Here is an 18,479-nt window from a genome sequence, read left to right as displayed (position 1 = left end):
AATTTAGCGTTAATGTCGCGTTGACGAAAAATTAGCGGGCTTTCGCGGGCGGCGACGCGCGGCTATGGAGGCGGCCATGAGTGAAGCCGCCATCCGCATCGACGCCGTTTCCAAAATCTATTCGGGGGGCAAGCAGGCGCTCGACAATGTCAGTTTCGACGTCCCGCGCGGCCAGATTTTCGGGCTGCTCGGGCCAAACGGCGCCGGCAAGTCGACGCTGATCAACATCCTCGCCGGCCTCGTCAACAAGACGAGCGGATCGGCGAACATCTGGGGCTTCGACATCGACGCCGACCCGCGCAACGCCAAATATTCGATCGGCATCGTACCGCAGGAAATCGTCTTCGATCCCTTTTTCACGCCGTTCGAGACGCTGGAGAACCAGGCAGGGCTCTATGGCGTGCCGAAGGCCAAGCGCATTTCGGACGATCTGCTCGCGGCGGTCCACCTCACCGACAAGCGCGATGCCTATGCGCGTACCCTGTCCGGGGGCATGAAGCGGCGGTTGCTCGTCGCCAAGGCGATGGTCCATTCGCCGCCGATCATCGTGCTCGACGAGCCGACGGCAGGTGTCGATATCGAACTGCGCCAGCAGCTATGGGAATATGTGCAGTCCTTGAACGACCGCGGCGTCACGGTGGTGCTGACGACGCATTATCTGGAGGAGGCAGAGGAGCTCTGCGACCGGATTGCAATCATCAATCATGGCAAGCTGATCGCGAACAAGCCGACGCGCGAGTTGGTCGATATGGCACGCGAGAAGGTCGTTGTGGTGACGCTCGACGCCGATGTCACGGTGCTGCCGACGCATCCCGCCTTTGACAAGGTCGAGCGCGAGGGCGAGCGCGGATTGGCGATCAGCTACAACAAGGATCGCGCGAACGCGGGCGAGGTGCTTGCCGCGGTCAATGCCATGGGACACGGCATCGTCGATGTCTCGACGCGCGAGGCCGATCTGGAGGATGTGTTCCTGAACTTGACGCGGGCGGCGAATGGCTGAGTCTGTCGCCCACGATGTCATCATCGTCGGCTCGGGCGCCGCAGGGCTCACCGCTGCGATCGCGCTCGCCGATCATTGCAAAGTGCTCGTGCTGGCAAAAGGCGACCTAACCGGCGGATCGACCGCTTGGGCGCAGGGCGGGATCGCGGCAGTGCTCGACGCGGGCGACACCTTCGAAAACCATATCGAGGACACGATGATCGCTGGCGGCGGTTTGAACCGGCGCGAGACTGTCGAGTTCGTCGTCGAAAACGCCCCGGCGTCAATCGAGCGGTTGATCGAGATGGGCGTGCCGTTCAACAAGGAAGCCGAGGCGCTGCACCTGACGCGCGAAGGCGGGCATTCGCACCGCCGCATCGTCCATGTCGACGACGCGACCGGCTGGGCGGTGCAGGCGGCCTTGCTCAAGACTGCCGAAGCGCATCCGAGCATCACCTTGCTGCCCGGACAGGCGTGCATCGACTTGATCACCGGCCGCCACGAAGAGCGCTATTCGGGCTCGGGCCGGGTCTGGGGCGTCTATGCGCTTGACGAGAAGAGCGGCAAGGTCCGCGCGCATGTTGGCCGCGCGACGATCCTCGCGAGCGGCGGGGCGGGGCGCGTGTACCAGTTTTCCACGGCGCCAAGGGGTGCGACGGGCGATGGGATCGCGATGGCGTGGCGCGCTGGTTGCCGGGTCTCGAATATGGAGATGATGCAGTTCCATCCGACCTGTCTCTACAATCTCGACGTCAAGAATTTCCTGATCACCGAGGCGGTGCGCGGCGAGGGCGGCATATTGAAGCATCCCGTCACCGGGCATCGCTATATGCCCGACTATGACGCGCGCGCCGAACTCGCTCCGCGCGACGTCGTCGCGCGCGCGAACGACGACCAGATCAAGCGCTACGGCCTCGACTATGTCCACCTCGACATCAGCCATCAGGACCCCGATTTCGTCGCCGGGCATTTCCCGAACATATACGAGAAGCTGCTGACGCTCGGCATCGACATGACCAAGCGGCCAATCCCGGTGGTGCCCGCGCAGCATTATACGTGTGGCGGGATTTTGATCGACCTCGACGGGCGCACCGATCTGCCCGGGCTTTACGCGGCGGGCGAATGTACCGAGAGCGGGCTGCACGGCGCGAATCGCCTCGCGTCCAATTCGCTGCTCGAATGTTTCGTGTTCGGCGAGGCGGCGGCGAAGCATATCATCGCGCGCTGGAACGAACTCGACGCGCCGCCGCCGATCCGCCCGTGGGATGAAAGCCGCGTCACCGATTCGGACGAAGAGGTCGTGATCAAGCAGAACTGGACCGAGATCCGCCGCTTCATGTGGAATTATGTCGGCATCGTGCGTACCACGAAGCGTCTCGAACGCGCACAGCACCGGATCAAGATGCTGACCGACGAGGTCGGCGACTATTACGGCCATTTCCGCGTGACGACCGACCTGATCGAGCTGCGCAACCTGCTCCAGTGCGCCGAACTGATCGTGAAGAGCGCGCTGCACCGCAAGGAGAGCCGCGGGCTGCACTATACGCTCGATTATCCCGACATGTCGGGGCAAGCGGTTGATACGGTGCTCGTGCCCTAACCGCCCACGCCGAGCAATCGCCCGACGAAGATCAGCGCGATCGCGCCGATCACCGAGGCAAGGCAGCCGGCGCGGCTGAAATCGCGCTGCCCGCGCGACGTCACGAGCCCCGCGAGCAGCGAGCCGCCGATGCCGAGCAGGATCGTCGCGATCCAGCCCATCGCGACCGCGCCGGGATAGAAGAAGCGCGCAAGCGCACCGATGATGAGGCCCGAGAATATGGCGCCGATGATGTTGATCATGCGTTGAATCCTTCGTTGAGGAAGCGTTCGGCGAGCGCCGCATGCATCGCGGCGCCGCGCGCCATCACCTTTTCGTCGAGCACCATGTGGTTGCTGTGCAATCCGCAGCACTGGCGCCAGTCGCTCCCCGCCTCGCTCGCGCCGAGCCAGAACATCGCGCCGGGGACCTTTTCGAGGACATAGGAAAAATCCTCGGCGCCCATCACCGGATTCTCCATCGTCAGCCAGGCTTCCTCGCCGAAGGTCTGCTCGACTACCGACTGGCCGAAGGTCACGGCGCGCGCGTCGCAGACGGTGACGGGGAAGCCTTCCTCGATATGCACTTCGGCCGTGCAGCCATGCGCTTCGGCAATCGCGGGGGTAAGGCGCTTCAACTCGCGCGCGACCATCGCGCGGCGTTCGGGCGACAGCGTGCGGATCGTGCCCTGCATCTCGGCGGTTTCGGGAATAATATTGTTGGTCGTGCCTGCGGCGATCCTAGCGATGGTGACGACAGCGGGGTCGAAGACCGAGATGCGGCGCGTGACCATCGTCTGGATCGCGGTGACGATCGCGCAGGCGACGGGGATCGGATCGATTGCGTCCTGTGGCATGGATGCGTGCCCGCCGGCGCCCTTGATGGTGATCGAGAGGACATCCGATGAGGCTAGCAGCGGTCCCGCGCGCCCCGCGAAGATCCCGTGCGGCGCGTTGGGCATGATGTGGAGCGCGAAGGCGGCGTCGGGCAGCGGGTCGATGATCCCGTCATTCAGCATGAAGCGCGCGCCATGATGGCCTTCCTCGCCCGGCTGGAACATGAACATCACCGTTCCGGGCAGCCGATCGCGCGCAGCGCAGAGCAGCCTCGCCGCGCCGACGAGCATCGCGACATGCGTGTCGTGCCCGCACGCGTGCATCGCGCCGCTGATCTCGGAGGAAAAGTCGAGCCCGGTTTCTTCGAGCAAAGGCAGCGCGTCCATGTCGCCGCGCAGCAGTACGGTACGCCCGTTGGCGGGGCCGCGCAGGATCGCGACGAGGCCAGTGGTTGAGGGTCCCTCGCGAAACTCGAGCGGCAGGCCGGCGAGCGCGTCCTTGATCTTCGCGAGCGTCCTGGGGTTCTGCAGCCCGAGCTCGGGCTCGCGGTGGATCGCGCGGCGGAGATCGACGAGGTCGCCGAGGAGGATTTCGGCCTCGGCGGGCCAGCTATATGATGGTGTGTCCATCCGGCGACTGTGCCGCGAAGCCTGCACCGTGTCGAGGGACCTCGGAGAGTCCCGGACGCGTGCCCATCGTATCGGGTGTGCGAACGTTCCACACCAGCCCGAGTCGTCCGCAGAGGCGTATGAAGGTGTAGCCCCAGTCGCTCTGTCTCCGATGGAGACCGATGCGCGCCGATCCCGGATAGGCGTGATGATTATTGTGCCATGCCTCACCCATCGTCGGAATTGCGGCCCAAGGGACATCGAAGGCCTGCACGCCATGTGCGTCGACGGTCCAGTGCTGCGGGCCGCGATTGTGCGCGAGATGGCCGACGAGCCAGTGCCCGTGGTTCGCCACTGCGACGCGCGCCGCGACGCCCCACACGACCCAGCTCCAGCCGCCGATCGCGAAGAAGAGCAGGGCGACCGGCAACTGCTGCCAGCGCCATGTTGACTCCAGCCATCGATAGAAGGGGTCGCGGTCGAGTTCGGCGAAGTCGAAGCGTGGCGGCCGGTCGAGGTCGAGGCGGCAATAGATCTGCCACCAGGCGTCGCGCAGTATGTGCGTCTTGTGGGCGAGAAAGGGATGGCAGTCGGCCTGCCGCTGTGCCCAGTCGCGCGTGTCGTGCGCGCGGATGATGCCATAGGGACCGGCCATACCGACAAAGGCGCCGAACCAAACCAGCGTGCGCGTGAGCCAGCGCGGCGCGGCAAAGCTGCCGTGGATCATCATGCGGTGGTAGCCGACGCTGTGGCCGAGGAGCAGCGCCGCGCCGGTCGTCACGAAAAAGAGCAGGACCGCCGAGGGGGTGAAGACGAAAGGGCCCGCGCCCAGCGAAATGGCTGCCATGCCCCCGTTCCAGATGATACTCGGCGCATCGGCGCGCACACGCCCGGTCCGCGGATCGGGGCCTTCTTCGTCGATCAGGAAATTGACCGCATGGGGGTCTTGTTCGCTGCGCATCGCCCGGCTCCTTTGGAAAGAACATAAGTAATTACTTAAATAAATAATTGCTTGTCAAGGCCGCCATCGATCCCCATTTCGGGACTCATGGAACGGGTTTTTCAGGCATTGGCGTCGACGCCGCGGCGCAAGATTCTCGCCTATCTGGCGCACGCCGAGTTGAGCGCGGGCGACATCGCCGCGCGGTTCGAGATAAGCAAACCGGCGGTGTCACAACATCTGTCGGTGCTCGAAAATGCCGGACTGATCACCAGCGAAAAGCGCGGCCAGTTCGTCTTCTATCGCCTTTTGCCCGACGCGCTGACCAACGTGCTCAATGGTTATGTGCAGGAAGTCTGTCCGGTGTCGCGCCCGCTCAAGGCCGAATCGCGCGCGCTGGCCGACAAGCAGCGCGAAGAGGGTTAGCGTTTCCCGCCGAACAACTGCCGCCCCGCCAGATCGAGCATGATTTCTTCGCTGCCGCCGCCGATCGCGTTCACGCGGACCTCGCGGTAGATGCGCTCGACCTTGCTGCCGGTGATATAGGATGCGCCGCCGAGCACCTGCGCCGCCTCGCGTGCGACGCTCTCCAGCATGCGCGTTGCCTGCACCTTGAGCATCGCGAAGTCGGCGGGGCGGTCCTTGCCCTCCTTCACCTGCCAAGCGGCGAGGTCGACCCACGCCTGCGTCGCCTCGATCTGGCGCTCCATGTCGGCGAGCTTGATGCGGATCGACTGGTGGCCGACGAGCGGCTTGCCGAAGGTCTCGCGTTGCTGCGCCCATTCGGCGGCCTCCGCGAGCGCAACGCGGGCGTAGGCGCAGCAGCCCATCGCCATGCCGAGCCGCTCGCTGTTGAAATTGCGCATGATGCCGATGAAGCCGCCGTTTTCGGGGCCGATCAGATTTTCGGTAGGAACGCGCACACCCTCGAAATGGATCGCCGCGGTGTCGCTGCACCGCCAGCCCATCTTGTCGAGTCGTGTGCGCTCGACCCCCGGCGCATTCATGTCGATGAGGAGGAGCGAAATGCCGCCCGCGCCTGGCCCGCCGGTGCGCACCGCGCAGGTCAGCCAGTCGGCGCGCATGCCGCTGGTGATGAACATCTTGCCCCCGTTGACGATGTAGCTGTCGCCGTCCTTCGCGGCCGTCGTCTTGAGGTTTGCGACGTCGCTGCCGCCGCTCGCCTCGGTGATGCCGAGCGCGATGATCTTCTCGCCCGCGAGCACCGGCGGCGCGATGCGCTGTTTGAGCTCGTCCGAGCCGAGCGCGAGGACCGGCGGCAGGCCGATGCCGTGCGTCATCAGCGACGCGCCGAGCCCGCCAGCACCGACCGCGGCGAGTTCCTCGGTCAGGACGAGACCGTGGAAATTATCGAAGCCTTCCGCATGGCCGCCATAGCGTTCGGGATAGCGCAGCCCGAGGATTCCCGCTTCCGCCGCCTTCCTGTGAAGTTCGCGCGGCAGTTCGCCTTCGGTCTCCCAGCGGTCGATGTTGGGCGCGATCTCACGCGCGACGAAGCGGCGGACGCTCTGCGCCAGCGCCTCGTGAGTCTCGTCATAATAGGGCGAACGCGCGCGCCAGTCGTCGAAAGCTGTCATGGCGCGATGCTGCGCGGGGTTAACGCGCACGTCAAGTCGTGCGCATGTGGCGGAGACTTGCGCCGCGGCGCCAAGCACTTAAGGTCGCGTGCCATGAACAAGCCCGTCCTGCTCGCCGGCCTCGCCGCGCTCGCCCTTGTCTCCACCCCGGTCCTGGCGCAGAAAGCGCCCGAAGCCGTTGCCGAAGCCGCGCTTAGAAAAGCGCCGGTGTTCGATGGACATAATGACGTGCCGTGGGCGCTGCGCGGGCGCGAAGGCAATATGATCAACGATTTCGATTTCCGCGACACCAGCGACACCGCAAAGCCCGATGCGACCCCGCCCGAAATTGCGATGCACACCGACCTGATGCGGCTGCGCAAGGGCCATGTCGGCGCGCAATTCTGGTCGGTCTATGTGCCGAGCAACCCCGATGAGGCAGAGGCGGTGCAGCAGACGATCGAACAGATCGACGTGATGAAGCGGCTGGTGGCGCGCTATCCGGACGACCTTACGCTCGCCTCGACCGCGGCCGAATTCGAAAAGGCGATGAAGGCGGGCAAGATCGCCGGGATGCTCGGGATGGAGGGCGGCCATTCGATCGGCTCGTCGCTCGCCGTGCTGCGCCAGATGTACGATCTTGGCGCACGCTACATGACGCTGACCCATTCGAAGAATCTGAGCTGGGCCGACGCCGCGACCGACGCGCCCGCGCACGACGGGCTCACCGATTTCGGGCGTCAGGTCGTTCGCGAGATGAACCGCGTCGGGATGATCGTCGATCTGAGCCACGTCAGCGAAGCGACGATGAAGGACGCGCTCGAAACCTCGCACGCGCCGGTGATGTTCAGTCATTCGGGGGTGCGCGCGATCAATCCGCACCCGCGCAACGTCCCCGACAGCGTTCTGCCCGCAGTCAAGGCGAACGGCGGGATCGTGATGATTGTGCTATTGCCGGGCTTCCTCGACGCCGACGTGCGCGCGCAGGGGCTCGCGCGGACCGCCGAACAGGCGCGATTGAAGGCGATGTATCCGGGCGACCCCACGGCCGCCGATGCGGCGCTCAAGGCATGGGACGCGGCGAACCCGGCGCCCACGACCGATGTCGCCAAGGTGGCGGACCATATCGACCATCTCAAGAAGACGATCGGGGTCGATCATATCGGGCTCGGCGGCGATTATGACGGGATGGATTCGGCGCCCGTCGGCATGGAGGATGTGTCGGGTTATCCCGCGCTGTTCGTCGAACTGGCGAATCGCGGCTACACCCAGGCCGAGCTCGAGAAGATTGCCAGCGGCAATATGTTACGCGTGCTGAAGGCGGTCGAGGCTTATGCCGCGAGCCAGAAGGGGCAGCCGCCGATCGAAACGCCGGTCGCGAAATAGGGGATCAGGCGCTGCGGCGGAACGGCCAATCGGTCGCGCCGCTTGCCCACAGCGCCCACCAGATGATCAGCGGCTGCGCGGCGAGGCGCGGGCCGTGATACCACCAGTTGAGCCTCTCGCCGCCGATCGCGATATTGGCGAACGCGTGATGGAAATTGGCCGGCCAGACGCACAGGGCATAGAGCGCGAGGCCCCAGCCGGCGGCCTTCCGCGCCCATGGGATCATCAGCCCGATCGCGCCGGCAATTTCGGCGACGCCGGTTGCGGCAACGATCAGCCCGGGCGCGGGCACCCATGGCGGGGTGATCGCGAGAAAGGGTGCAGGCCGCACGAGATGGCTATAGCCCGCATAGCCATAGGCGAGCGCGAGTAGCCAGCGCAGCGCAGGGCGAAATCGTTCGCTCACCGTCCGATCGCGGCGAGCATCGCCTCCACGCTGGTGAATTTCTCGCGCGGATGGCCGTCGAGCGCGGCAGCAACCTCGGCCTCCTCGATCCGGCGCCAGTCGCGGAAGGTGACGGGCGCGATGTCGCGGCTGGCGAGCAGCGCGTCGAGACCGGCGCGGCCCGCCTTGCCCGCGCCGCGCCCGATATCCTCGAGCACCATTTCGCCGATGCGCGCGCCGTCGGGCTTGTTGGTGCCGATCGTCCCCGACGGCCCGCGCCGCGCCCAGCCGACCGCGTAGAGGCCGGGCAGGATGCGCCCCTCGTCGCTCGCGAAGCGGCCGCGGCCATGTTCGTAGGGCACCCCAGGGATCGGTGGGGTCTGGTATCCGATGCAACTGATCACGAGGCCCGCGTCGACCGCATAGGTTTCGCCCGTGCCATGGCTGCGGAGGTCGGCGTCGAGCGTCGTGCGCTCGACGATGACGCGCTGAACCTTGCCGTCCCCCTCGATCGCCACGGGCATCGCGAAGAAATCGAAGTCGATCGTCACGGGCTTGGCGACCGGATTGGCGGCAAACTGGCGGAGGTGGGTGACCGACTTGCGCATACCCGGCTCGAGCAGCGCATCGTCGCCTTCGCTGGGCAGGTCGGCGGGGTCAACACGCGGGCTCGCGCGGTCGAGATGGCCGAGTTCGCCGAGTTCCTTCGGCGTCATCGCGATCTGGTGCGGGCCGCGGCGACCGAGGATATGGATATGGCGCACCGCGCTGTGCGACAGCGCTTCGCGGGCATGCGCGACGATGTCGCTGCCGGCGAATTCCTGCGGAGTCTTGGCGAGGATACGCGCAACGTCCAATGCAACATTGCCGTTGCCGATCACCGCGACGCCCGGGGCTTCCAGCGGCGGATAGAGATCGGCGAAATCGGGATGGCCGTTATACCAGCCGACAAAGGCGGCGCTGCCGATCACGCCGGGAAGGTCGGCACCGGGGATGTCGAGCGGCCGGTCGTTCGGCGCGCCCGTCGCGAGCACAACCGCATCGTAGAGATATATCAGTTCGTCGATCATCACGTCGCTGCCGACCGAGACATGGCCGACGAAGCGGACATTGTCGGTGAGCGCGGTACCCTCGTAGCGGCGCGACACCGCCTTGATCGACTGGTGGTCGGGGGCGACGCCGGTGCGGATCAGGCCATAGGGGACGGGCAGGCGATCGATGACGTCGACCGCGATATCGTCGGCTTTCTGCAATGTTTCGGCGGTATAATAGCCCGCGGGACCCGACCCGACGATTGCGACATGACGCATCAGCCCACTCCTTGCGGGTGTCCTGCGCCGGGGCGCAGCCCCCTCTGTTGTTGGCGCGATGCTAGCGGCGAATTGCGTCAGGGCAAGCGGACTTGTTCGGGCCGTCCCAGCGGCCTTGACAGCAGCCGCTCGCAATCATATTGCGCCCGCCTCATTGCCCCGTCGTCTAATGGTAAGACTACGGATTCTGATTCCGTCTATTGAGGTTCGAATCCTCACGGGGCATCCATTTCCTCCTTTTCGATTCGCAACGATGAGCGCGGCGCTGCGCTCGAAATTCATCGCTCCTGCCTCCGCTGCGGAAGGAAGGAAGCCGGACAGGTAGGATGCTCGCCTGCTAATTCGTCGGCCATAGGGACAAACCGGAAAAACCCTTATGTTCATCATCCCTGTCGCGTCCGATTGACGGCTTCGCAATTCCGCCGCGGGTCGCGGCGCGGTCGGGAGATGGCCTGCGCGGGGAAGGGGGCGCAATCCGTCTTCGCCGTCCTTTGGGTGAAGGGCGCACCGCCCGTAAGATGCGAGAGCTGACCAGGGCGTTGTACCAAGCCGGCGCTTGCGCGCCAATGGTACATTGGCATTCGCATCTCTCGGGCCTGCACCGCGGTGCGGACGGCGCCTAGCTTTCCCACGACCGGACGCGATCCGCGCCCGCAGATAGGGAAAGGCAAGGCCATGAAGATCGTCGTGATCGGTGGAACGGGGCTCATCGGCTCCAAGGTCGTGAGCAAACTGGGCGAGCGCGAACACGAGGCGGTCGCGGCAGCGCCGAACACCGGCGTCAACACGCTGACCGGCGAAGGCCTGGCCGACGCGTTGGCCGGCGCCGATGTTGTCGTCGATCTCGCCAATTCGCCGACCTTCGACGAAGCCGCAATCGGCTTTTTCGAGACTGCCGGGCGCAATATCGCGGCGGCCGAAAAGGCCGCACGCATCCGCCATCATATCGCGCTGTCGGTTGTCGGCACCGAAAAAATGGGCGTAAGCCCCTATTTCCTTGCTAAGCAGGCGCAGGAAAAGCTGATCCGCGAAAGCGGCATTCCCTATACGATCGTCCACGCGACGCAGTTCATGGAATTTCTTCGCGGTATCGGCCAGTCGGCGGTCGTCGGCGACGAGGTTCATCTGTCGCACGCCTATATCCAGCCGATCGCGGCCGAGGATGTCGCCGACGCGGTGACGGCGGTCGCGCTGGCCGAGCCGGCCAACCGCATCGTCGAGATCGGCGGGCCTGAGAAATTCCACCTCGACGAGATTGTCGGCAAGGTGATGGCGTTCGACGGCGACACGCGCGCGATCGTGGCCGACCCCGAGGCGCGCTATTTCGGCCTGCGGCTCGAGGATGATTCGCTGATCCCTGGCCCCGACGCCAAGCTCGGTTCGACCCGTTTCGACTGGTGGCTTGAAAACGTCCCGCCCCCGCCGAAGAAATAAAAAGCGTCCGCAACCTTTGGGGAGAACATCATGCTCAAGACCATTTGCCTTTGGACGGCTGTCATCCTCGGCATCGGTGCCGAGGCGAACGGACTTTTCATGCTCTGGTCGCCAGGCGACTGGTATCTGGCGGTTCCGGGCGTCACGACCACCGGCCCCTTCAACCAGCATTTCATCCGCGACATCGGGCTGATCTTCCTCTTTGTGGGTACCGCGCTGCTCGTCGGGGCCTATCGCGCGGAGTATCGTGTGCTGCTGTGGACGACGGCCACGCTTTGGCTGTGGGGCCATGCGCTGTTCCATTTCTGGGAAGTGGCGGTCGGCATCTGCGGGGCCGACGCGCTGGCCCGCGACTTTCCTGCGGTCACCCTGCCCGCGATCCTGACCGCGCTGCTGTCGGTCTGGGCCATCGCCGACGCGCGCCGTCCGCCAGCCCCTGTTTGGGACGACATTCGATGAAATCTATTACTGCCCCTGGGCGTGTAGCCTTGTCGCCCATATTCGCGCTGCACGAGGCCGGCGTTCCGTTCGAGACCGAGATGTCGATATCCGGACGAAACTCACGGTGTGGATGAGCACCAGCCGCCCTTCCTCGTCCACGCGATAGAAGGTGTCCGCCGTCGAGCCTTCGGGCAGGTCGAGCTTGAAACAGCGCTTTTCGACATTGTTGATGACTTCGGCGTCCATGGTCGTTCACCTTGCACGAATGAGACGCAGACAATTTAGGCCGCGGATCCTTCGGCAACAGGGCCAAGCACTGTCGATATTCCGGTACCGTTGGCGCGGACGGGGGCGTCCCGCCGGCCGCCCGCCCAGTGTTCGGCGACGATCCTCAATTCGCGCCGGGCGCGGTCCAACGCCCTTTCGCGTTCGATTTCGCGGATGAATTGCAGCGGCTGTGCGTTGACGAACTGCGGCGCGGCGACGCCGATGAAGCCGAAAGCGGCGCGCAGCGCGGGGGTCAGCGCATCCATTGCGGCAAAAGGCGTGCCCGAACGAAGGTCGACGCCGCGCGTCGTCACGAACAGTATCTTCTTGTCGCCGAGCGTGCCGATATAACGCCCGTCGTCGGTCGCGAAATAGGTCAGCCCGCTCCGCACGATAACATCGACAAAGGCCTTGAACGCGGCGGGCATCGTCCAATTGTGCATCGGCATCGCGAACAGCAACGCATCAGCTGCGAGAAGGCGCCGGCACAGCGCGTCGGACGGCGCGAGCGCGGCGCGCATTTCGGCGGTCCGTTCTTCGTCCGGCGTGTAGGTCGCCGCCGTAAAGACTTCGGTCATCGGCGGTATCGTTTCGACCGCAAGGTCGAGATAGTCCACCGACAGCGCGGGAAGGCGAAGGCGCAATTGGTCGGTGAAATAGCGCGACAGCGCACGCGACTTCGACGTCGCACCCTTGGGGCTTGCATCGACATGCAGCAATTTCATCTTCCCTCTCCTCAGGCGGCGCGCGCGGGCGTGTGCGCAGCGGCCGGATCGTCGATCAAGGTGGCGAGCGCGTTGCACGCCTTGTCGAGCAGCTGGGGCCGGACATTGGTGACGCACAACAGCAGACCGGGACGCGCCACGGCCGGATCGGCGTGCCAGACCGACAAGGGACAGGGCGCGATGCCGAGGTTGGGCGCGCGCTGTGCCAGCGCAACGTCGTCGAAGCCGCGCGGCAGGTGCGCGACGATCGCAAGGCCCGCGAAGGCATCGACCGCGATCGACGGATCGAGCCGGGCGTGCAGGTCGTCGCGCCTTTGGCGATACAGCGCCTTCATGTGGCGCAGGTGACGCAGGAAATGTCCGTCGGCGAGGAAATCGGCCAGCGCCAGCTGGGTCGTCACATTCGGCGCGGGGTTCAGGCATCCCGCAATCTCGCCAAAGCGTTCGGCGAGACCCAGGGGGGCGACAACGAAGCCCAGCCCGAGCGACGGGCTGATCGTCTTGCCGAAGGTACCGATATGAATGACCCGCCCCGCGGGGTCGTCGGCGGCCATCGCCGGCGCGGCGCGCCCGCCGAGTTGAAGTTCGCTAAGATAATCGTCCTCGACGATCCACGCATCTTCGCGCGCCGCCCAGGCAAGCAACGCGCGACGCCGTTCGGGCGACAGGGTGACGCCCGTCGGCGCCTGCTGCCCCGGGGTGACGATCGCCAGCGCCGCGTCGGGCGCGGCGCGGATCCCGTGATCGACGCGAATGCCCTTCGCATCGACGGGTATCGGCACGGCTTTCAATCCCGCGAGGTCCAGCGCCATGCGCGTAACGGGATAGCCGGGATCTTCGACCCAAGCGGTCCGCCCCTGGACGCCCAGTGCGAGCAAGGTCAGGCTGAGGCCGTTCCTGTAGCCACTGGTGAGGATGATCTGGTCGGGGTGGCAGCAGATACCGCGCGTGATCGCAAGCTGCGCCGCGACCTGCGCGCGCAGTTCGGGTTCGCCGCGCGGGTCGGGCGGGCCGACGGGCGCCATCGCGTTGGCCCGCACCGCCCGCGCGCGAAGCCGGGCCCACAGCTTGTGTGGAAAGGCGTCCTGCGCGGGGACGCCCATTTGGAAGGGAAGCGGCTTGACCGAGAAGCCGCGTTCGAGGCTTTCGAGCGGGCGCCGGATGACGACCCGTTTGACCGCAGTCGGGCGCGGCGGCGCGCGTTCGGCGACGCGGGTGCCGGCGGCGCCTGCCGAATAGACGAGCAATTCGTCGGCGAGCGTTTCATAGGCCGCCTTGACCGTCCCGCGCGAAACGCCGAGTTGTGCGGCCATGTCGAGCCATGACGGGAGGCGCGTGCCGGGCCGCAAGCGGCCTTCGACGATCGCCGCGCGAAGCATGTTCGTGATCTGCACGGTAATCGGTGTCGGTTGCGACCGGTCGATGGTTATCGCGACCGGTCCTCCGTCCCATGGTGCACTCATCTCATCACCCCTTGGTACTGGCGAAACCTGTTTGGCGGGACGCAGGCTATGCCCCTGCCGCCGCCGCTGTCGAGACGGGGAGACCCTATGCGAAAGTAGGGGGTGGGCTGCCTTGCGGACTAGGGCTGCATGGCGTGGACGGCCCGGCTCGCGGCGTATTGGTACAATCGCCTTTTCAGCTCTCGCGTCTCAACGGCCGACGCGGCTTGGCCTAGGCTCCCCTTCATCGGCCAGCGCCGGGTGTGCGAGGAGCGTCAGAATGGAGAATGAAACCGCCGTCAGCCGCGAAAAGATCCTGCACGCGCAATACGAGGCGGCCGAACTCGAGCAGGATCTGATGTGCACCTATCTCTATGCCGCTTTCAGCCTGAAGGACGGCGGGGGCGAAGGGTTCTGCGCGGAGAAGCTCGAGGCGGTGGCGCGGTGGCGGCGCGTAATCCTCGACGTGGCGATCGACGAGATGAGCCATCTCGTCGCGGTGTGGAACGTCACCCCCGCGCTGGGCGGTGCCTCTCGGTTCGGACCGACAAACTTCCCGCTCGATCCCGGTTATTTGGCCGCGAATATCTTTGTGAAGCTCGCGCCGTTCGATGCGGCGGTCGTCCAGGATTTTATCGTTCTCGAACGGCCTGAAACATCGGACGGGCCGGACGGCGCGGGGTTTGCTCCCACCGCCGCGCCGGCCCGCACCCCCAACCCGCCGCCTGACACCCGCAGGCTACGACTACGCCACCATCGGTGCCTTCTACCGGACGATCGAGGCCGACCTGCGCGCGCTCGCCGCGCTGACCGAAATCTTCGAGGAGGGGGAGGGGGCGCCAGCGTATCGCGAGGGTTCGCATTTCCAGCGGTTCGTCGCGGTGCGGTCCTAAATGCGTCAGCCCGCGGACGCCAATCCCGATTTTGCGCCAGCGCATCCGGCGGCGGTCAACCCGGTGCTGCGCAAGCCGCCGCGGCCCGAAGGTCGCGTCTGGCTGGACGACCCCGATGCGGTGGCAACGGTCGATCTTGCCAAGGCAATTTGTGCGCTCGCGCTGCGCCTGCTCGCCGGGGCCTATACCGTGCCGCAGGCGCATCCCGACAAGGACCGGCGCGGCGGGGCAGAGTGGTTCGCAAGGGCAAAGGCTCTTGCTCCGCGAACCGCCGATTTGTATGATATCTGCCTCGCCCGCGCGGCGTTCCGAACCCCACAGATCTGAAGGCCCGGCCATGACCAGCACCGCCGCCAGCGAAGAAGCGCCGCTTGTCCTGATCGTCGATGACGACGCCGAGGTGCGGACGGCGATCAGCGAACTCATGCTGTCGGTCGGGATCGATTCGACCTGTTACGGATCGACGCGCGAACTGCTCGAATCGCCGCTGCTGGACCGCGCGGGCTGCCTTGTCCTCGACGTTCGCATGCCAGGGTCGAGCGGGCTCGACCTCCAGCAGCATCTCGCCGCAGCGGGCATTTCGAAGCCGATCGTCTTCCTGACCGGCCACGGTGACATCCCGATGTCGGTGCAGGCGATGAAGGCGGGCGCGGTCGATTTCCTGACGAAGCCGGTGCGCGACCAAACGCTGCTCGACGCTGTCGTTGCGGGGGTCGAGCGCGACGTCGCCGAGCGCGCGAGCGCGCGGATCATCCAGCAGCACGTCGAACGCTTCGCGACGCTGACCCCGCGCGAAGGCCAGGTGATGCGCGAGGTCGCGCGCGGGCGGCTGAACAAGCAGATCGCCTACGATCTCGGGATCACCGAGATTACGGTGAAGCTGCACCGCAGCAATGTGATGAGGAAAATGCAGGCTGCCTCGGTCGGCGAACTGATCCGCGCCTGGGAGAAATTGCCGGTCGCCCTGCGCGAAAACGGCGTGGCCTAGACTTTGGTATGGTTCCAATGCCTTACAAGCTCGGCAACTATGGCCCCGTTGACCAATCCGGTCGTGATGAAAAGGGCCGAACCGCTTGCCCCATATTCCTCTTGTCGCAATCGTGGACGACGATGAATCCATCCGCGAAGCGCTATGCGATTTGCTGATGGTGGCGGGGCTCGCCTGTCGCACCTTCGACGGCGCGCCCGCGTTCCTCGCCGATCGGGCCGCCCGCGGGGTCGATTGCCTTATTACCGATGTTCGCATGCCGGGGATGTCGGGGCTCGAACTGCTCGAACGCGTGCGGGCCGATGGCTCGAACCTCCCCGTCATCGTGCTGACCTCCGTCCTCGACCAGGGTGCCCGGGCGCGGGCGCTCGAGTTGGGCGCGCAGGCATGGCTGACCAAGCCGGTCGCCGATGACGCACTGCTCGATCAGCTGAAAGCGGCGATCGGCTCCGAACATTGGCCGGTTGAGCCCGGGCCGTGACCGCCGCCGCGTCCGACGAGCCGGCCCCGTCGGCGCCAACGGAGCCGCTCTACGTCGCGTCGCGGGCCTCTGAGCCCGATATCGCCGATTTTGCTTCCGAAAGCGTCATTATCTTCGACGTCGAAGGGGCGATCCAATATTGGAATCCCGCATCGGAGGCCCTTTATGGCTGGCCCGCGATCACGATGATCGGCCGCGGCATCGCCCATCTGACGACGCGCAGCGAGAATGAGCGCGAACATTGGCGGCTGTTGTTGCAGGAGGGGACCTGGCAGGGCGTGGTCAGCCGCCGCATGCCGTCGGGAATCCATGTCGTCGTCGATATCCGTCAATATGTCCGCTTCGCGCAGGACGGGACACCGCGCGACGTCATCGAATATGGTCGGCAATCGCCGGGCGACAATAGCATCGATAGCGCGGGGTGGCATATCCCCGACCGGTTGATGGCGGCCGGCTGGGAAGTCGACGTGTCGGGTGCGGAGGGGCTGATCGCCGAGATCGCCCAGCTTCGGCAGGACGCCGATGCCGACGAAAAGCTGTTGCATGCGCGCCACGTCGAACTGGTCGAGGCGGCGCGCATCGTCAATGTCAACGAACGCACGATGCGTCTCGTCGGGGGCAACCGCGGGCGCGACCTGATGATCGGCCAGCCCGTCGCCGGCTTCTGGCCGCTCGAAAGCCGCATGGTCGCCGGGCAGTTGTTCGCCGACGCCATGCTGGGTAAAGTCGATGGCGCCGCCTATCGGCGCCAGATGCCGTCCGACGGCATCCTGCGCGATCCGCTGGTGACGGTGTGGCGGGCGGAGAAGCCGGGACGGCTGTATGTCGCGGTCAACGGCACCGTCGACGACGACCGGTCCTATATTTACCTGCGCGCGAGCGAAGCGCGATATCGCAAGCTCGTCCACCATATGCCCGTCGCCTTGTGGCAGGTCGATGCCAGCCATATGGGACGGATATATAATGATGTCCGCGCAACGGGCGTGACCGATTTCGACGCCTATCTCGACGAGCATCCCGAACTTGTCGACCTCGCTGCGACGACGGTGCAGGTGACCGACGTCAACCGTGCCGCGGTGCAAATGCTCGGTGGCAGCGGCCCGCTCGATCTGATGCGGCCGGTCGGATATCTGTTCACCATCGCGCGCGACTCGCTTCGCAATGTGATGATCGGGCGCTTCAAGGGGCAGGAAAGCCACCATGAGGTGACGAAGATCGAGACCTTCGACGGCCGCGTGCGCGACGTGCGGATGTCGGTGACCTATCCCAAGCAGGTTGCTGAACTCGATGTCACCATCTTCAGCTTCGAGGATGTGACCGAGCACATGAGCATCGAGGCCGAATTGCGCCAGCTGCAGGCCGATTTCACCCATGCCGCGCGGATATCGACGCTCGGCGAACTGACGACCTCGATCGCGCACGAGGTCAACCAGCCGCTCGCCGCCATCGTGACCAATGCGGAAACGAGCCTGCGATGGCTGTCGCGCGCCGACCTCAATATCCAAAAGCTCCGCGAACTGACGACCCGCATCGCCGCAAGCGGACGGCGCGCGAGCGATATCGTGCAGCGAATCCGCGGGATGGCGGCGAAGCGCCAGCCCGAGCGCGTGGCGATCGACCTGAACGATGTCGCGCAGGAATCGCTGTTGTTCGTTCGTCACGAGATCGAGTCGCGCTCGATCCGTATCACGACCGACTTCGCGCGCGACCTGCCGCGTGCGGTTGGCGACCGCATCCAGCTTCAGCAGGTGATCGTGAATCTGCTCGTCAACGGGGTCCAAGCTGTCGAGGAGCGGGGCGAGGGCGAGCGTCAGCTATTCCTGCGCACCGGCGACGAGTCGGGGCAATTGATCCTGACGCTCCGCGACACGGGCAGCGGTATCCCCCCCGACGATGTCGAACGGATATTCCAGGGTTTTTTTACGACCAAGGAGAATGGAATGGGGATCGGCCTCGCGATCTGTCAGTCGATCGTGGCCGAACATGGTGGGTCCATCTCGGCATGCAACCATCCCGACGGCGGCGCCGAATTTCGCTTCGCCATCCCGATAGGTCCGGCCTGAAGGGCCGGAAGCCGCCGTTGAAAAAGATTTCGTCCGCCCGTGCATCCACCGGCACCCCTCATGCCGTCCAGTCACTGACCGGTCGCTGTGCCGGTCCCGGCGGCGACGTCGTCCGGCGGCTGATCGGCTCTCCCCGGTGCGGATC

20 protein-coding genes, 1 tRNA gene and 1 pseudogene are annotated in these 18,479 nt (G+C 65.5%); 13 read left to right on the top strand and 9 right to left on the bottom strand.

Translation table 11 applies throughout. The annotated features are described in order from the left end of the window. Positions 1-76 precede the first annotated feature (76 nt). Positions 77-1,000 carry an ABC transporter ATP-binding protein gene (locus tag HDC35_RS09045; protein WP_184645870.1) on the top strand — a complete coding sequence of 308 codons (924 nt, stop codon included), beginning with the start codon at positions 77-79 and terminating at the stop codon, positions 998-1,000. Continuing rightward, on the top strand, positions 993-2,579 hold the full coding sequence (gene nadB / locus HDC35_RS09040; RefSeq protein ID WP_184645867.1) for an L-aspartate oxidase: 1,587 nt from the start codon (positions 993-995) through the stop codon (positions 2,577-2,579). The genes HDC35_RS09045 and nadB overlap by 8 nt, the downstream gene beginning before the upstream one ends. Here the strand turns inward: nadB and HDC35_RS09035 are convergent. Genes HDC35_RS09035 through HDC35_RS09025 form a run of 3 tightly spaced genes read right to left on the bottom strand, consistent with a single transcriptional unit; the run spans position 2,576 to position 4,963 of the window. Continuing rightward, positions 2,576-2,821, bottom strand: a complete 246-nt coding sequence (locus HDC35_RS09035) for a GlsB/YeaQ/YmgE family stress response membrane protein (protein ID WP_184645865.1) — start codon at positions 2,819-2,821, stop codon at positions 2,576-2,578. The genes nadB and HDC35_RS09035 overlap by 4 nt on opposite strands. Continuing rightward, positions 2,818-4,023: a M20 family metallopeptidase gene (locus tag HDC35_RS09030; RefSeq protein WP_184645863.1), complete on the bottom strand. Its 1,206-nt coding sequence runs from the start codon at positions 4,021-4,023 to the stop codon at positions 2,818-2,820. The genes HDC35_RS09035 and HDC35_RS09030 overlap by 4 nt, the downstream gene beginning before the upstream one ends. Beyond that, positions 4,004-4,963: an acyl-CoA desaturase gene (locus HDC35_RS09025; protein ID WP_184645860.1), complete on the bottom strand. Its 960-nt coding sequence runs from the start codon at positions 4,961-4,963 to the stop codon at positions 4,004-4,006. The genes HDC35_RS09030 and HDC35_RS09025 overlap by 20 nt, the downstream gene beginning before the upstream one ends. An 87-nt stretch (positions 4,964-5,050) precedes the next feature. Here HDC35_RS09025 and HDC35_RS09020 point away from each other — a divergent pair, with 87 nt between their 5' ends. Next, complete coding sequence (locus tag HDC35_RS09020) at positions 5,051-5,368, top strand: metalloregulator ArsR/SmtB family transcription factor (RefSeq protein WP_184645858.1); 318 nt, start codon at positions 5,051-5,053, stop codon at positions 5,366-5,368. On the opposite strand, the gene HDC35_RS09015 is transcribed toward HDC35_RS09020, so the two are convergent. Next, positions 5,365-6,540, bottom strand: a complete 1,176-nt coding sequence (locus HDC35_RS09015) for an acyl-CoA dehydrogenase family protein (RefSeq protein WP_184645856.1) — start codon at positions 6,538-6,540, stop codon at positions 5,365-5,367. The two genes, HDC35_RS09020 and HDC35_RS09015, sit on opposite strands and share 4 nt — an antisense overlap. Positions 6,541-6,633: 93 nt before the next feature. On the opposite strand from HDC35_RS09015, the gene HDC35_RS09010 reads away from it, so the two are divergent. Further along, positions 6,634-7,905, top strand: a complete 1,272-nt coding sequence (locus tag HDC35_RS09010; protein ID WP_184645854.1) for a dipeptidase — start codon at positions 6,634-6,636, stop codon at positions 7,903-7,905. Between the two features lie 4 nt (positions 7,906-7,909). Here HDC35_RS09010 and HDC35_RS09005 read toward each other — a convergent pair whose 3' ends face one another. Further along, positions 7,910-8,311, bottom strand: coding sequence for a DoxX family protein (locus HDC35_RS09005; protein ID WP_184645852.1), 402 nt, complete (start codon positions 8,309-8,311; stop codon positions 7,910-7,912). Then, positions 8,308-9,600 carry an FAD-dependent oxidoreductase gene (locus HDC35_RS09000; protein WP_184645850.1) on the bottom strand — a complete coding sequence of 431 codons (1,293 nt, stop codon included), beginning with the start codon at positions 9,598-9,600 and terminating at the stop codon, positions 8,308-8,310. The genes HDC35_RS09005 and HDC35_RS09000 overlap by 4 nt, the downstream gene beginning before the upstream one ends. Before the next feature lie 155 nt (positions 9,601-9,755). On the opposite strand from HDC35_RS09000, the gene HDC35_RS08995 reads away from it, so the two are divergent. The 3 genes from HDC35_RS08995 (at position 9,756) to HDC35_RS08985 (ending at position 11,493) form a co-directional block, all read left to right on the top strand. Further along, a tRNA-Gln gene (locus HDC35_RS08995) sits at positions 9,756-9,829 on the top strand. 446 nt (positions 9,830-10,275) lie between these two features. After that, on the top strand, positions 10,276-11,034 hold the full coding sequence (locus HDC35_RS08990; protein ID WP_184645848.1) for an SDR family oxidoreductase: 759 nt from the start codon (positions 10,276-10,278) through the stop codon (positions 11,032-11,034). A gap of 30 nt (positions 11,035-11,064) precedes the next feature. Then, on the top strand, positions 11,065-11,493 hold the full coding sequence (locus HDC35_RS08985; protein WP_184645846.1) for a hypothetical protein: 429 nt from the start codon (positions 11,065-11,067) through the stop codon (positions 11,491-11,493). Positions 11,494-11,499: 6 nt separating this feature from the next. Here the strand turns inward: HDC35_RS08985 and HDC35_RS08980 are convergent, their stop codons facing one another. Genes HDC35_RS08980 through HDC35_RS08970 form a run of 3 tightly spaced genes read right to left on the bottom strand, consistent with a single transcriptional unit; the run spans position 11,500 to position 13,930 of the window. After that, complete coding sequence (locus tag HDC35_RS08980) at positions 11,500-11,721, bottom strand: hypothetical protein (RefSeq protein WP_184645843.1); 222 nt, start codon at positions 11,719-11,721, stop codon at positions 11,500-11,502. 35 nt (positions 11,722-11,756) lie between these two features. Continuing rightward, the gene (locus HDC35_RS08975) at positions 11,757-12,467 is read right to left on the bottom strand and encodes an FMN-dependent NADH-azoreductase (RefSeq protein ID WP_184645841.1); all 711 of its coding nucleotides are present in this window, start codon (positions 12,465-12,467) and stop codon (positions 11,757-11,759) included. A gap of 11 nt (positions 12,468-12,478) precedes the next feature. Further along, positions 12,479-13,930 (bottom strand): PLP-dependent aminotransferase family protein, encoded by a 1,452-nt coding sequence (locus HDC35_RS08970; RefSeq protein ID WP_184645839.1) that lies wholly within the window; start codon positions 13,928-13,930, stop codon positions 12,479-12,481. Between HDC35_RS08970 and HDC35_RS19945 the strand changes: the two are divergent. The 6 genes and pseudogenes from HDC35_RS19945 to HDC35_RS19845 form a co-directional block, all read left to right on the top strand. Further along, positions 13,845-14,570, top strand: a pseudogene (locus HDC35_RS19945) (ferritin-like domain-containing protein); the annotation flags it as partial. The gene HDC35_RS08970 and the pseudogene HDC35_RS19945 overlap by 86 nt on opposite strands. 22 nt (positions 14,571-14,592) lie before the next feature. Then, positions 14,593-14,802 (top strand): ferritin-like protein, encoded by a 210-nt coding sequence (locus HDC35_RS19635; protein ID WP_260397632.1) that lies wholly within the window; start codon positions 14,593-14,595, stop codon positions 14,800-14,802. Further along, positions 14,803-15,129 (top strand): hypothetical protein, encoded by a 327-nt coding sequence (locus HDC35_RS19630; RefSeq protein ID WP_260397631.1) that lies wholly within the window; start codon positions 14,803-14,805, stop codon positions 15,127-15,129. A gap of 10 nt (positions 15,130-15,139) precedes the next feature. Beyond that, positions 15,140-15,790, top strand: a complete 651-nt coding sequence (locus HDC35_RS08960) for a response regulator transcription factor (RefSeq protein ID WP_184645835.1) — start codon at positions 15,140-15,142, stop codon at positions 15,788-15,790. 85 nt (positions 15,791-15,875) lie between these two features. After that, on the top strand, positions 15,876-16,271 hold the full coding sequence (locus tag HDC35_RS08955) for a response regulator transcription factor (protein ID WP_221438185.1): 396 nt from the start codon (positions 15,876-15,878) through the stop codon (positions 16,269-16,271). Next, positions 16,268-18,334 (top strand): ATP-binding protein, encoded by a 2,067-nt coding sequence (locus HDC35_RS19845; RefSeq protein WP_184645833.1) that lies wholly within the window; start codon positions 16,268-16,270, stop codon positions 18,332-18,334. Before HDC35_RS08955 ends, HDC35_RS19845 begins: the two co-directional genes overlap by 4 nt. The last annotated feature ends 145 nt before the right edge of the window (positions 18,335-18,479 follow it).

The organism is Sphingopyxis sp. JAI128 (assembly GCF_014207235.1).
Lineage (GTDB): Bacteria > Pseudomonadota > Alphaproteobacteria > Sphingomonadales > Sphingomonadaceae > Sphingopyxis.
This window is presented reverse-complemented; position numbering and strand designations above follow the sequence as displayed.

Excerpts from the sequence above, each read along its gene's own strand:
- HDC35_RS08985 (WP_184645846.1), top strand. The coding sequence starts at position 11,065 with ATGCTCAAGACCATTTGCCTTTGGACGGCTGTCATCCTCGGCATCGGT.
- HDC35_RS08980 (WP_184645843.1), bottom strand. The coding sequence starts at position 11,721 with ATGGACGCCGAAGTCATCAACAATGTCGAAAAGCGCTGTTTCAAGCTC.
- HDC35_RS08970 (WP_184645839.1), bottom strand. The coding sequence starts at position 13,930 with ATGAGTGCACCATGGGACGGAGGACCGGTCGCGATAACCATCGACCGG.
- HDC35_RS08975 (WP_184645841.1), bottom strand. The coding sequence starts at position 12,467 with ATGAAATTGCTGCATGTCGATGCAAGCCCCAAGGGTGCGACGTCGAAG.
- HDC35_RS09025 (WP_184645860.1), bottom strand. The coding sequence starts at position 4,963 with ATGCGCAGCGAACAAGACCCCCATGCGGTCAATTTCCTGATCGACGAA.
- HDC35_RS09045 (WP_184645870.1), top strand. The coding sequence starts at position 77 with ATGAGTGAAGCCGCCATCCGCATCGACGCCGTTTCCAAAATCTATTCG.
- HDC35_RS09020 (WP_184645858.1), top strand. The coding sequence starts at position 5,051 with ATGGAACGGGTTTTTCAGGCATTGGCGTCGACGCCGCGGCGCAAGATT.
- HDC35_RS09000 (WP_184645850.1), bottom strand. The coding sequence starts at position 9,600 with ATGCGTCATGTCGCAATCGTCGGGTCGGGTCCCGCGGGCTATTATACC.
- HDC35_RS09035 (WP_184645865.1), bottom strand. The coding sequence starts at position 2,821 with ATGATCAACATCATCGGCGCCATATTCTCGGGCCTCATCATCGGTGCG.
- nadB (WP_184645867.1), top strand. The coding sequence starts at position 993 with ATGGCTGAGTCTGTCGCCCACGATGTCATCATCGTCGGCTCGGGCGCC.
- HDC35_RS09010 (WP_184645854.1), top strand. The coding sequence starts at position 6,634 with ATGAACAAGCCCGTCCTGCTCGCCGGCCTCGCCGCGCTCGCCCTTGTC.
- HDC35_RS08990 (WP_184645848.1), top strand. The coding sequence starts at position 10,276 with ATGAAGATCGTCGTGATCGGTGGAACGGGGCTCATCGGCTCCAAGGTC.
- HDC35_RS08960 (WP_184645835.1), top strand. The coding sequence starts at position 15,140 with ATGACCAGCACCGCCGCCAGCGAAGAAGCGCCGCTTGTCCTGATCGTC.
- HDC35_RS09015 (WP_184645856.1), bottom strand. The coding sequence starts at position 6,540 with ATGACAGCTTTCGACGACTGGCGCGCGCGTTCGCCCTATTATGACGAG.
- HDC35_RS09030 (WP_184645863.1), bottom strand. The coding sequence starts at position 4,023 with ATGGACACACCATCATATAGCTGGCCCGCCGAGGCCGAAATCCTCCTC.
- HDC35_RS19630 (WP_260397631.1), top strand. The coding sequence starts at position 14,803 with ATGCGTCAGCCCGCGGACGCCAATCCCGATTTTGCGCCAGCGCATCCG.